The organism is Pedobacter steynii, from assembly GCF_900103665.1.
Taxonomy (GTDB): Bacteria; Bacteroidota; Bacteroidia; order Sphingobacteriales; family Sphingobacteriaceae; genus Pedobacter; species Pedobacter steynii.
The window spans coordinates 1,026,981-1,042,444 of sequence record NZ_FNGY01000001.1 but is presented as its reverse complement, the minus strand read 5'-3'; the positions used below and the strand labels follow the sequence as shown (position 1 = coordinate 1,042,444).

The window sequence follows — 15,464 nt, the reverse complement described above, 5'->3', positions numbered from 1 at the left end:
TCAAAAACATTGAATTCTTCCTTTTCAGACTTACTCAACTATATGCTTAAAATCGGAAAAACATATTACTGCTCCACAACATTTGGCATTGATCCAGCATTTGCAGCTAAAATATATTAAAAAAAGGTACGTTATTCGAGGAGTTGAATTCAAAAACCATCCACACACTGCTTAAACGTTGATTTTTTGCACTAGATGCAAATTCCTGCGGATTACGAAAAGCCTCACAAAATGTGAGGCTTTTTTGTTTCACGATCAAAAATACTCTTCTTCGCTTTACTCATAAGATAGATTCACTGACATTAAGTAAAGCTGATTACATATGATTATAATTAAATTGACACGACATGAATACATACAAGATTGAAGTAATTTATTACCTTTAAAAAAAACAAAAACACTCTTATTTAAGAAAATGAAACCAAATATTTTTGATTTTGCCACCAAGGAATTAAGCCAAGACGCTTTTCTAACATGGCTTTTAAATTGGGCGGATCCCAGCAATTCGGATATAGATCCTAAACTTCATGATTGTGCAAGCGAATTTGTCAAAGAACTTATTAAAAGAAAAATACCAGAATTTAATGAGGAAATAACTGTTGTGATAGCAGGAAGACAATGGGAAAATATAGATATATGGGTAGAAGTCAATAATCAATATCTTCTAATTATCGAAGATAAAACCAATACTCAACGCCATTCAGATCAATTATTGAACTATAAAAAATTTGCTACCGATTGGTGTATTGACAACAATTACAAAGAACCTATATGTATATATATCAAAACAGGGAATGAATCAATGGCTAGTCTCAATGGGGTAAGAAAGGAAGGATTTTATATTTACAATCGACCTGACATTGTGGCTCTTCTAAACAGTCACCCAGAAATTCAAAATAACATTTTCAACGATTTTAAATTAAGGATAAATCGCCTTGAAAATGAAAATCACTTATTTAAAGAAAAGAAGATTAGAGATTGGGTTAGTTCAGACTGGCAAGGTTTTTTTCAATTACTAGAACAAGAAATGGAAATTGCGGACTGGAAATTCGTGAACAATCCAAACAAAGGTTTTTGGTGTGCTATTTTAGATTGGGCTGAATGGGGAATATTCCCTGTCTATATACAACTTGAACAAGCAAAACTATGCTTCAAAATATCAACACATCCCGATGATTTAGATTTTCATAACGATATTTCACAAGCTGAAATTAGGGATCAATTCCATCATAAACTGATGGAGATGGCAAGAGAGAATGATTATAAAGAAATCAAAAGACCAGGTAGATTTGGTAATGGAAAATATATGACTGTAGCTGTAGTGGAGCCTCAGGATTGGTTAGGAAATGAAGAAGACTCTATTAATATTCAAGAGATTATTCGGAAACTCAATTTATATAAAACGTTCCTTTCAGAGGTTAGACTAAAAAAAATCACCACGGTCTAACAATTTAATATTGCGTTTCAATCGTAAAGAATTCAATGCTTTATCTGATTTGTATGCACTATTTAAGGAATTAAAATTGGTATAGTACCCCATCAATAAACCATGTTAATTTCGCGCTATTCGGGAGTCGAATATCAAAATCTATTCAGGTATTGTAAAATCGTTGATTTTTGCACAAGGTGCAAATCCCAGAGGGATCACCAAATTTAGAATCAAAAACTTATACCCCCTTTGCAAACAAAAATGTTAGCAGGGGGTATTTTTTCAGGGATACTAAAAATTGTACCGATTCCAAAAAGGCAGTATCCAAAAAATAATTCGGTGAGTAGTTTTAAGAATCTCCCCTACTCACTGACAGAGGCATAACCAACCACCGAAAGCGTTGAAGTTATGATTTTCTTTTACCCTTTTATACTTACATTTACAACAACACAGGAGTCGTCGTACGCAAACCCAGAACCGTTGTGATTTGCTTTCACCCTTTGAACTACTGATATTTACAACACCATCTTCAAGAGCTGAACGATTGGAATATAGGTTGTGATTTGCTTTCACTCTTTGAACTACTGATATTTACAACACCTCTTCATGTCTTTAATGTTTTATACCTATGTTGTGATTTGCTTTCACTCTTTGAACTACTGATATTTACAACACCTGTTTTCTACTACCACAGCCCCAATGCTGGGTTGTGATTTGCTTTCACTCTTTGAACTACTGATATTTACAACACCAAGCATTACCAGCTGGTTAATACCATACGTGTTGTGATTTGCTTTCACTCTTTGAACTACTGATATTTACAACACCAAATGGGTTTTACTTGTACCCAAGAGATCCGTTGTGATTTGCTTTCACTCTTTGAACTACTGATATTTACAACACCCTGACTTCCTTAAATCGGAAGTGATTTACCGTTGTGATTTGCTTTCACTCTTTGAACTACTGATATTTACAACACCCTGTACTGCTAATTCCGGCACCTCCCCATGTTGTGATTTGCTTTCACTCTTTGAACTACTGATATTTACAACACCGACCCAGTGAAATATAATCACATATTTGCAGTTGTGATTTGCTTTCACTCTTTGAACTACTGATATTTACAACACCTGATGGTTTGCTAGATGTTAATCGATTAGAGTTGTGATTTGCTTTCACTCTTTGAACTACTGATATTTACAACACCCCCATTCACTTTTTTTGATATCATCACTCTGTTGTGATTTGCTTTCACTCTTTGAACTACTGATATTTACAACACCGTAGCGGTATTGTATAGTTGACTTTCGTTGGTTGTGATTTGCTTTCACTCTTTGAACTACTGATATTTACAACACCATATGCCTTAGGAAGCTCGTACGCTAACCAGTTGTGATTTGCTTTCACTCTTTGAACTACTGATATTTACAACACCCTTATCTGGCCTTATATCATACTCGAATCCGTTGTGATTTGCTTTCACTCTTTGAACTACTGATATTTACAACACCTTACCTTTGTGCATATACTTAGTTGTATAAGTTGTGATTTGCTTTCACTCTTTGAACTACTGATATTTACAACACCTTTCGAGTAGCGGGGCTGCGGCGGTAGATGGTTGTGATTTGCTTTCACTCTTTGAACTACTGATATTTACAACACCCACCAGCAATAATACTATCGTCATCATCTAGTTGTGATTTGCTTTCACTCTTTGAACTACTGATATTTACAACACCGCAGCAGGAGAAGGAATAGAACAACCACTAGTTGTGATTTGCTTTCACTCTTTGAACTACTGATATTTACAACACCGCCCTTGCGCGTGGATCGCGCATTGCTTCAGTTGTGATTTGCTTTCACTCTTTGAACTACTGATATTTACAACACCCTAGATGAAATGTACACACAATTATCACTAGTTGTGATTTGCTTTCACTCTTTGAACTACTGATATTTACAACACCACTTCATAGCTATGGGAAGCTACAGACTAAGTTGTGATTTGCTTTCACTCTTTGAACTACTGATATTTACAACACCTATGGATCGGAAACAAAAAACAAAACGGAGTTGTGATTTGCTTTCACTCTTTGAACTACTGATATTTACAACACCAATACAATCACATATTCGCGCAAACCTCAAGTTGTGATTTGCTTTCACTCTTTGAACTACTGATATTTACAACACCTGTTAGGCCTACCAGGCGACACATTCGATAGTTGTGATTTGCTTTCACTCTTTGAACTACTGATATTTACAACACCGCAGCAGGAGAAGGAATAGAACAACCGCTAGTTGTGATTTGCTTTCACTCTTTGAACTACTGATATTTACAACACCTCTCTCTTGACATATTATGCCGTATTGACAGTTGTGATTTGCTTTCACTCTTTGAACTACTGATATTTACAACACCACAGTTATACGTACTACAATGGTAAAGCGGTTGTGATTTGCTTTCACTCTTTGAACTACTGATATTTACAACACCCCCTTTATTGTTCAAAGTCAATTCCATAGCGTTGTGATTTGCTTTCACTCTTTGAACTACTGATATTTACAACACCTATTTTATACATAATAACACAATACCACAGTTGTGATTTGCTTTCACTCTTTGAACTACTGATATTTACAACACCCTTATGCGATGGTTGCACGGAGGCAGAATGGTTGTGATTTGCTTTCACTCTTTGAACTACTGATATTTACAACACCATTGAGCCGGGGGATGATGATAACGCATTGGTTGTGATTTGCTTTCACTCTTTGAACTACTGATATTTACAACACCTCCAATTGCAATTACCTTTGCATGAGTAGTGTTGTGATTTGCTTTCACTCTTTGAACTACTGATATTTACAACACCCATTTTTTTGACGCTCATACATTTCTTCCTGTTGTGATTTGCTTTCACTCTTTGAACTACTGATATTTACAACACCCTGAGGCCTTCTTCCGTCCATTTGCAAGAGGTTGTGATTTGCTTTCACTCTTTGAACTACTGATATTTACAACACCAAATGGGCATCCATGAATAACAATTTGATAGTTGTGATTTGCTTTCACTCTTTGAACTACTGATATTTACAACACCTTGATCCAAGCGACTTGTCTTGAACTACCGGTTGTGATTTGCTTTCACTCTTTGAACTACTGATATTTACAACACCCATATTTGATTTTATTTAAAAACTTGCCAGGTTGTGATTTGCTTTCACTCTTTGAACTACTGATATTTACAACACCTTTTACAGCTGAATAATAACTAGTTTTGGTGTTGTGATTTGCTTTCACTCTTTGAACTACTGATATTTACAACACCTGGGATATATATAAAAACTACTACGCAAAGTTGTGATTTGCTTTCACTCTTTGAACTACTGATATTTACAACACCTGAATACATCTAGTTGTACTTTGAATGATCGTTGTGATTTGCTTTCACTCTTTGAACTACTGATATTTACAACACCGGAAAGAAGAATACTACAAACTACTAGAGGTTGTGATTTGCTTTCACTCTTTGAACTACTGATATTTACAACACCCAAAAGAAAACAATAGAAGAGTTCAATAAGTTGTGATTTGCTTTCACTCTTTGAACTACTGATATTTACAACACCTCTATAGAAATAAACGAAAGTATAGAAGGAGTTGTGATTTGCTTTCACTCTTTGAACTACTGATATTTACAACACCTGGTTATCAGTATACCCAACTGGAGGAACAGTTGTGATTTGCTTTCACTCTTTGAACTACTGATATTTACAACACCCAATACTAACAATGCAAGCACCAGTAGTGGGTTGTGATTTGCTTTCACTCTTTGAACTACTGATATTTACAACACCTCTGGAAAGAACATAAATTATTCATGTGAGTTGTGATTTGCTTTCACTCTTTGAACTACTGATATTTACAACACCGCAATAGCAAGTAACGAAATGTTTATGACACGTTGTGATTTGCTTTCACTCTTTGAACTACTGATATTTACAACACCAAACGGTAGCTTCATAACACTAGGAAGCTAGTTGTGATTTGCTTTCACTCTTTGAACTACTGATATTTACAACACCCGGCTGATTTAAGCGGAGCAACAGCCGCAAGTTGTGATTTGCTTTCACTCTTTGAACTACTGATATTTACAACACCTGCTCATAAGTTTGGGGCCGAAGAGGCCCCGTTGTGATTTGCTTTCACTCTTTGAACTACTGATATTTACAACACCACAGTAAACTATATAGTGAAATACATTCAGTTGTGATTTGCTTTCACTCTTTGAACTACTGATATTTACAACACCAAAGAACTGGATAGAATAAGAGAAAAATGTGTTGTGATTTGCTTTCACTCTTTGAACTACTGATATTTACAACACCAGAGACGTACAAGCAATAAAAGACCATAGAGTTGTGATTTGCTTTCACTCTTTGAACTACTGATATTTACAACACCAACGGTAGCTTCATAACACTAGGAAGCTAGTTGTGATTTGCTTTCACTCTTTGAACTACTGATATTTACAACACCCCCACTACAAAACATAGACACTATGAGGGGTTGTGATTTGCTTTCACTCTTTGAACTACTGATATTTACAACACCATATCGTATGCTGCTTGCACTCCTTCTTTGTTGTGATTTGCTTTCACTCTTTGAACTACTGATATTTACAACACCACGAAAGCCCCAGATAGAAGCGCGGCGCTGGTTGTGATTTGCTTTCACTCTTTGAACTACTGATATTTACAACACCCCTTGATTTGTTTGTCAGAAAACGACGTTGGTTGTGATTTGCTTTCACTCTTTGAACTACTGATATTTACAACACCATCAACAGAAGAAGGGAAAGAAGAATACTAGTTGTGATTTGCTTTCACTCTTTGAACTACTGATATTTACAACACCCTTTTGTAAAACAAAAGAAGCGAAAAAAGGGTTGTGATTTGCTTTCACTCTTTGAACTACTGATATTTACAACACCCCTATAGAAATAAACGAAAGTATAGAAGGAGTTGTGATTTGCTTTCACTCTTTGAACTACTGATATTTACAACACCTAAGGGAAAATTTTAAATCATGCGAGAGATGTTGTGATTTGCTTTCACTCTTTGAACTACTGATATTTACAACACCTATTTGACAGTGTATGAAATTGAAGCTCCTGTTGTGATTTGCTTTCACTCTTTGAACTACTGATATTTACAACACCAACCAAAGGCAAAAACCGGCACTGATGATTGTTGTGATTTGCTTTCACTCTTTGAACTACTGATATTTACAACACCTTGGAAACCAAAATGATTGCGATTAATGAGGTTGTGATTTGCTTTCACTCTTTGAACTACTGATATTTACAACACCGGAATATCAAAAGAATCGCCATGGTACATAGTTGTGATTTGCTTTCACTCTTTGAACTACTGATATTTACAACACCGGCCCTGGCTTACTTACATCTTGTTTATCGGTTGTGATTTGCTTTCACTCTTTGAACTACTGATATTTACAACACCTATCAAAGTGATCTATTCAACAACTGGATGGTTGTGATTTGCTTTCACTCTTTGAACTACTGATATTTACAACACCAGAAAGCAACAAAACAATACAAGAAAAAATGTTGTGATTTGCTTTCACTCTTTGAACTACTGATATTTACAACACCATGATAGCAATCATAGGAGCAGTAACAAACGTTGTGATTTGCTTTCACTCTTTGAACTACTGATATTTACAACACCAAGTACTTTGTGTATGATGGCACCATCATTGTTGTGATTTGCTTTCACTCTTTGAACTACTGATATTTACAACACCTGAATTGGACTCCAAAGATAAAACCAGGATGTTGTGATTTGCTTTCACTCTTTGAACTACTGATATTTACAACACCCTTTGATACCAGAGAGCGTTAATGATGGGGGTTGTGATTTGCTTTCACTCTTTGAACTACTGATATTTACAACACCCAGCAAAGGGATTTACTTATAAAGTAGAGTGTTGTGATTTGCTTTCACTCTTTGAACTACTGATATTTACAACACCTCAATTCACGATTTCATTTGACTGAAACTCGTTGTGATTTGCTTTCACTCTTTGAACTACTGATATTTACAACACCACTTCATACAATACCCATCCCATGTTAACAGTTGTGATTTGCTTTCACTCTTTGAACTACTGATATTTACAACACCGCGGATATCTTTTAGAGTGGGGATTGGCTAGTTGTGATTTGCTTTCACTCTTTGAACTACTGATATTTACAACACCTCTGGTGATCAATGGGAAATAGTCACAACAGTTGTGATTTGCTTTCACTCTTTGAACTACTGATATTTACAACACCTGCTTATTGGAGTTGCTGTTATGGCGCTTGTTGTGATTTGCTTTCACTCTTTGAACTACTGATATTTACAACACCATATGCTAAACAAAGAAAGTCATTCACACAGTTGTGATTTGCTTTCACTCTTTGAACTACTGATATTTACAACACCGTAATGTGAACACACCAACACATGAACGCGTTGTGATTTGCTTTCACTCTTTGAACTACTGATATTTACAACACCCTAAAATGGAAAATGGAAGGAGCCGTAATAGTTGTGATTTGCTTTCACTCTTTGAACTACTGATATTTACAACACCGATCCGGTAAAATACAACCACATCTTCGCGGTTGTGATTTGCTTTCACTCTTTGAACTACTGATATTTACAACACCCTAACATACAGGAACAGATTTCTTATGAAGGTTGTGATTTGCTTTCACTCTTTGAACTACTGATATTTACAACACCTAGATCAATGTTGCTAGTTGTAGTGAAAGTGTTGTGATTTGCTTTCACTCTTTGAACTACTGATATTTACAACACCCATTCCTTGCTTCACCATTGATGAAAGTATGTTGTGATTTGCTTTCACTCTTTGAACTACTGATATTTACAACACCCAGCAACCGGGTTTAGCAATATCTATCTGAGTTGTGATTTGCTTTCACTCTTTGAACTACTGATATTTACAACACCTTAATTAATCATTTTAAAACTTATTGTTATGTTGTGATTTGCTTTCACTCTTTGAACTACTGATATTTACAACACCCTCCCGATCTTATTTTTCTTCTTCATGCCAGTTGTGATTTGCTTTCACTCTTTGAACTACTGATATTTACAACACCTAGTTGCGGAAAACTCTCGTTTAACGATTGGTTGTGATTTGCTTTCACTCTTTGAACTACTGATATTTACAACACCTACCCGAAAGAGATACAGCATGTTATTTTAGTTGTGATTTGCTTTCACTCTTTGAACTACTGATATTTACAACACCTATTCCTACTGAAAAACTGCCAACTGATTTGTTGTGATTTGCTTTCACTCTTTGAACTACTGATATTTACAACACCAACAACACAGGCTGAAAGATTTCTATCTAGTTGTGATTTGCTTTCACTCTTTGAACTACTGATATTTACAACACCTCAGTTTTGTTGGAATTTGTTAGAAACAGTGTTGTGATTTGCTTTCACTCTTTGAACTACTGATATTTACAACACCAAGCAATGGTATAGCCTTTTTATTGGCTAGTTGTGATTTGCTTTCACTCTTTGAACTACTGATATTTACAACACCTAAATTAAATAACATGAACGAATCAGCATTGTTGTGATTTGCTTTCACTCTTTGAACTACTGATATTTACAACACCTACGTCGGAGGTAGACACGAGGACAACCCGTTGTGATTTGCTTTCACTCTTTGAACTACTGATATTTACAACACCGACCTTTTAGCGGAAATAGACGGGAGCTGGGTTGTGATTTGCTTTCACTCTTTGAACTACTGATATTTACAACACCCAATGCAATATTGATCAGGGTTAAGGCTGGGTTGTGATTTGCTTTCACTCTTTGAACTACTGATATTTACAACACCACCAAATAGCACAACAAGCTATAATTCAGTAGGTTAAACAAGAAATTAGAATTAAAAAAATCCGGACACAAATGTGTCCGGATTTTTATTCTAAGTATTTTTTGTTATTGTAATATTCGTATTTTAGAATAATTCGAGCTGTTGAGGAGTATCTGGCAATGCTTTTTCGTTCTTTCCATAAAATAATTCCATCATACCAAACTGTTTGTCTGTTATGGTCATAATACCAATATGACCTTTCTCAGGCAACAATCGTTTAACCCGATTAATATGTACATCTGCATTCTCCCTGCTACTACAATGTCTCAGATAAATGGAAAACTGAAACATTGCAAACCCATCCCTTAAAATTTCCTTACGAAATTTAGAAGCAATACTTCGTTCTTTTTTAGTTTCGGTTGGCAGATCAAAAAAAACTAATACCCACAAAATTCGATATTCATTTAAACGCATCAATTAAAATAGCAATTCATCAAAAGCTTCTTGCTCCGATCGGTAATTTTATAAATAAAGATCAAGTTTTAATCCTCATCAGCTTTGAAGTTCGATGATTTTCTAGTGTCGAAATTTTTCATTATTGGATAGTTAATTCTTCGGACCGTACCTTCGTAACACTTCGCCAGTGAAGAAGTTGTAGTCTGCAGACCAACCATTAAAGGGCTTTTATTTTTTTCAAACTGAACATCAACCGTTGCAATCTCCAAAAGCTGTGATTTAATATCCCTACCCAACTCTAAAAAATTTTCACCTCTATCTATTATCCCCAATACAATCTCATCCACGTACGGACGGTAAGGTTCCATAATGTCATCAGCCAGACAATAAGCATTATACTTATTCCGATGATGAATACCTAATGTTGGTAACAAACCAGAACAGACCAAACCACGAGCAACGATAGCACGTAGTATAGCATATCCATAATTCAATAAGTTGTTTGGCGGGTCACCGTCACGCCCTCTGAAGAAATCTAATTTTTTAGGAAAAACGTTTTTCCAGTAATAAGCAGCCGCTCGCGCTTCATAATTATCAGGGTCGCCTGAACGTACTGATTTTGCCCAATGAATCATATTTTTACTGGGAATATCTCTATCAAAAAGTATCGCAGCCTGATTTAAAATTTTTGCCTGAACGGTTTGCTGCCAAAGCTGCTTTTTTAAAGGCTGTGAAGCATCTATTTGATAACGAAATCTTTCACTTTGTGTATTGTGCCCATCAATTGGGAGCATCATACCAGTAGGATGGCGACTTTGGTTACAGGTAATAATTGCTGCATTATTTTCTAACAATGCAGCAATGCAACCATGTGTTATGGTTATTTGTTGGTTATCTAATATGATTATTCCAATATCTTCTATTGGAATAGACTTTTTTGATTCTCTTTCTCCTAAGGATTTTAAATGCGGCAGATCAATTGAAAGTTGATTTTGCTGTAAACTAAGGTACGCAGGATTGCCGAAGTGGAGGGTTCTTTTAATCATGAGAGAATATGTTAGAATTTCGTTATTTACTTTGGCTTTTTATCTCAAGTAACGTTTTTCAGTAGTCACCAATTTTTACAATTTGCCCAATATGGTTAATACGGACTTTTACAATATTGCTGATGCCACCTAATCCTTCCCTTTTCCAGGTGGTGTTCTTTAATTGTGAATTATCTTCCACATTAGTTTCTAAATGATGCCTAAAAAAATAGTCTTTAATAGTGAATTTCTGCACCCTAAACAAATTAGAGCTAATCAGTTTATTGTTCTTTGGATCTAGAAGATCAATTTCAGAAGGATTAAAGTTTGTCTGCTCATTTGGGAATATGAAATATTCATTCTGTTTCATGGTAAATAAAAACGTCCAACCCAAATATGCTTTTAATGTTTTATCAATAATCGGCAATCCTTGATTTACCCTTGCGACTGCCTCATAGAACGAAACCACATTTTCCTGCAGGTTACCTTTTTCATCTCTATAAATAGCCACGTGGTGATTATTACCTGTACTCACAAAATCCGTAGGGACAAGCTTTTGATGATGATCTAAAATCTCATTTCCCAGATGATCTTTTTTGTAATGCAAAGGTTCAGCATTGTTAACGCCGCTAATCTTAACCTTTTTAATAGCAATACCTTTTTCTTCATTAAGCCAAATGGGATTTTTTTCCAGATCAGAAAAAGCCTCTTTTGCGTTATTGTTGTATTTTGCTAATCTTTCTTTTAAAATTTGCTTCACACCTTCGTCCACTATTTTGTCTATAATTTTAATGTCCTTGAAGTTTTCGGGTGTAATGTCCTTTCTGATTGAATAGTCATTTTCCAACCACGTCAATTTTACCATTTCCGGTAGGACCAACATTTTTGTATTATCTAAATAAATAGGATTCTTAACTAAAGCGTTTTTCCCTGTAAATGCTTTCTTCGCATCCCTATCATTTTCGACTAACCGTTCCAACAAAAGTCTCTTATAAGTAGGGTTCGCTACTTTCTGGATGATTTTTTCATCAAATTTTGGCCCAATTTTCTCCTCCTTACAAACGTAGAACTGATATTTCCCATAAACGGTTTCTTTATGTAATTGCCCTCTTGGTGTAAGCTCAATTTTAGTTTTTTCTCCTTTGGCAGATTTTGTCTTATTTTTGTTTTTGGTAACGACCTTATTTTTCGCTTTGAAAGAAATCAACACATTTTCCAGGTGCTTTTTTGCTTCCTCCCTAAAGTTTGGGATAGGCAAATTAAATTTTCGCTTTTTATTACCTAAATCATCAATAACGACTTTAGTTTCCTTTTCTTCGATCGCAATGATATTATCGTGTTGCTTGTGATTTTCATTTTTACGGGCATTCAGATAATTTAAATATTGGATATGGTTATGCTTCGTAAAAGCGATTGTTAAAGCATCCATTGCGTGGTGACGGTGGTCGTTTCGCTTGCTCCAGCCCACTATTCGCTCCTTAAAGCCACCGTCTTTTTTCTCGACCATTTCGGTCAAACCTAATTTTTTGAATTTGTCAATATTAAGCTCTTGCATGATATTGACTAGGTTCCAATCCTCACGTAACCTACCAGTTACACTTCCCGTAGTTGGGGTCACAATCCTACAGATTTCATAAAGCATATTTCTTGCCTTCTTTGCAATGTATTGTGTGTCTCTTAGATCACGTTCTATAAATCCATCACCAATATCGTTTTCTCTCTTTAACAGTTTTTGATATTTGGCTTTAGATATCCCCTCTTCTTTATTTTTCTTTCCCTGTTCAAAAAGGAATTCTATTCTCTCCTCAAAATCAGCTAATTTTTCTTTGCCGAATCTGCTATCTATGTAATCAATTGCTGTTCTATTGCCCTTATCCAGGTTATCCTTTCTAAATACAATAGTCTTATTTGAGAAACTATCATCAAACATCTTTGATTGAGGAATGATATGCTCTATGTCCACCTGTTTGCTAAACAAAATCTCTCTGGAAATATAGGTATTGGTGTACAGGTCTTTATAGCCATTATTCTTTAGTTCTTCGTAGAGTTTATAACGGATAATGTCATTCCTTGTTGGATTTTTCACCCCAAACTCTGCTTGTAAAAGTTTGAATATTTTTTCATGAGCAATTCTTGCTGCATTAATATTCGTGGTCATTTCAGCACGTTCATCCGCGTTCTTCTTTAAATCTCGCGCTAACTCAATTCTAATTTCATCGAACCTGAAGTAATTTACAATGTTTCCATGGGCATCTTTTTCGCTATTGGTCTCAATTAAAGCATTAATTACGTTTACGAGCTGGTTAAGTATCTTTTCTACAACAGGGTTGCGCAGGCTATTTTTCTTTACTAACTCTAATTTATCCTTCAACGGTCTATTAGCAATTTCTTCCTTAGTTAATGATGCTGCGGAATGCCTGTATCCGGCAACTGCAGCGGCCTTATCAAAAGTCTGCTCCTTAATATGCGGATAAATTTTACGCATCGCTTTTGCACTCAAACTACCATAGTCATCAGATAAGGCAACACCTGCCAGAATTTGTGAATGTTCTTTTTTAAAGCCAAATTTTTGTTTTAGAAGTTCGTATAATTTTTCATTTCCACTTGGAGAATCGTCTCCCTCATAAGATTGTAACAAATGCCATAATTGGTAGGAGGCCTGTTGTTCAAAAGCTTTACCATCCTGTTCTGCATTGAACTCTAAAATTTCTATACTTATTTCCAGTGATTCAAAAATACGTTTAACCATATCTTTGATATTAACCACTGGAATATTTATATCATCCAGATCTAACTCATCTTTATTTGAACTTACATTCAACAACTCTTTTGTATCATAACCTTCTAAATCGATGATCTTCAGGTAGGCATTATATAAAGCTTTGTTCGTTCGGTTTCCCTCGATTTCTGAATAATTCATTTCCCAGTCTTTTGCATCATAGCCTAACAACTCGATAATTTTGTTAGATTTTAAGTTTCCTTTGATATTCAACTCATCAAATAAAACCTGTTTTGCCTGCAGATCGAAAACAAATATTTCCGTTCCCTCAGATAAGACACCATCATCTTCCACCTTAACAGTCCCTTTTTTACTTCCTTTTTTTCTGATTAGAATATTGCTCAAAACCTGCCAAATCTTAAATTCCTGGAACAAGGGTGATGATTTAGGTGCCACTTTTAAACCAATAATTTTCTTTATTCTCAGTCCTCCTCTTTCTATCTCAACTTCCTTACGTTCAAACTCACAAAAGTTTACTAATCCCTTTTGTGACTTCAATTTTCGCTGATAAAAGATAATGATATCACGGATTTCCTTTTTTAGTTCATCTGTAAGTTCTGCGTGAAATTTAGCTTGCGTTTCCCAAATTGTTTCAAATTCATCAAAGTAGTCCTGGCGATAAAAAACCTGATTTTTTAATTTTGTATTCGGCTTATTCTGAATTTGTTTATATAAATACTGTCCAACAGTTTGTTTGTTAAAATACAGCTCTTTACTTCTATCGCTAATTGCTCCCAGATAACCACTGGAATTATTTAGGTTACTGTTGATTTCTGTAATCACATAGGCAACTTCCTCCTTCTCGAGCCTATTGCTAACTGCATTACTTCGCCATTGATAAGAATTTAATTTCTTCTCTTCTCGAGTACCTTTATTCTCTGCTGTATTAAAATTGCAGGTCTTCCAAAAAATAGCTGAAGTAGCCCGTTGCCCTTTACCGGCCAATTCCTTTTTAAGCTCACCAGTTAAAATCTCAGGATAAAACTGCTCCTGGAAACTCCATACTTTATCAAATTCTGCCTGCAAATCTGAACGATAAAAATCAGGTAAGTATTTTTTACCCTCTTTTAATAACTGATAAGCTAATTGACCAGGTGTTAAATTTTCATCGTATAATTTCTTGGCAATAGCCATGCCGTCAATTGCCATCCCTTCGACATCGTTATTAGCCTTACGACTACTTTTATAACCTCTTTTTTTATTGATAGTCAGTAATATTCTGGCAAATTCTTCTTTTTCGATCTTTTCATTAACAGATTTCGCACGTAAGGCTAAAGTAGAATGGGTGGTGTTTTTACCGTCCTCGGCAAGAATCGTATTTTCCGTAATGATTTTTGCCTTGGCCAGAGCATCAATTAAATTAGAACGTCTATCTTGATAGCGGTCAAGCATTCTTCTTGCACCACGTTTTAAAGTTCTATCTGCATTTATAGAAATTGGCTTCCCCTTTTCAAAATTGGTTTGCTCATCGGTGGTTAGTGGATTAACACGTACTCCAATTCGTTCAATTGATGATTTTCCAAAATCTGCACTTTCATTAACCTGTGCATACCCAATGGATGTTGTACCTAAATCAATTCCTAAAATTTTTTTCATAACTCTGAGTTAGCGTTTTTTAAAGCTAAAAATAAAAAATTTAATAAAATACGGTTTCCCGTATATGGAGTAATATATAATAACTACATTTGAGTGAAAGCAAATCACAATAAGGATTATTCCGTTGTGAAAACATTAAGTGCCTCGTCTTACAATACGGGGCTTTTTTATAAAGAACCAAAAGATGAGCTACTATTGCAGCTAGCTTACCACCCCAATTATCTCTATTTCATCATAGTAGCAA

The 15,464-nt window shown here is 35.2% G+C and carries 4 protein-coding genes and 1 CRISPR repeat array; of the genes, 1 reads left to right on the top strand and 3 read right to left on the bottom strand.

Annotated elements, in window-relative coordinates:
* The first annotated feature begins 415 nt into the window (after positions 1–415).
* Complete coding sequence (locus BLQ87_RS04285; RefSeq protein WP_074604867.1) at positions 416–1,447, top strand: PD-(D/E)XK nuclease family protein; 1,032 nt, start codon at positions 416–418, stop codon at positions 1,445–1,447.
* Between the two features lie 461 nt (positions 1,448–1,908).
* Positions 1,909–9,385: a CRISPR direct-repeat array (repeat unit 46 nt; unit sequence GTTGTGATTTGCTTTCACTCTTTGAACTACTGATATTTACAACACC).
* 123 nt (positions 9,386–9,508) lie between these two features.
* On the opposite strand, the gene cas2 is transcribed toward BLQ87_RS04285, so the two are convergent.
* The 3 genes from cas2 to cas9 form a co-directional block, all read right to left on the bottom strand.
* Positions 9,509–9,838, bottom strand: coding sequence for a CRISPR-associated endonuclease Cas2 (cas2, locus tag BLQ87_RS04280; protein WP_074604866.1), 330 nt, complete (start codon positions 9,836–9,838; stop codon positions 9,509–9,511).
* 68 nt (positions 9,839–9,906) lie between these two features.
* Positions 9,907–10,866 (bottom strand): type II CRISPR-associated endonuclease Cas1, encoded by a 960-nt coding sequence (gene cas1, locus BLQ87_RS04275; protein WP_074604865.1) that lies wholly within the window; start codon positions 10,864–10,866, stop codon positions 9,907–9,909.
* A 58-nt stretch (positions 10,867–10,924) separates the two neighbouring features.
* On the bottom strand, positions 10,925–15,220 hold the full coding sequence (cas9, locus tag BLQ87_RS04270) for a type II CRISPR RNA-guided endonuclease Cas9 (RefSeq protein WP_074604864.1): 4,296 nt from the start codon (positions 15,218–15,220) through the stop codon (positions 10,925–10,927).
* Positions 15,221–15,464 lie beyond the last annotated feature (244 nt).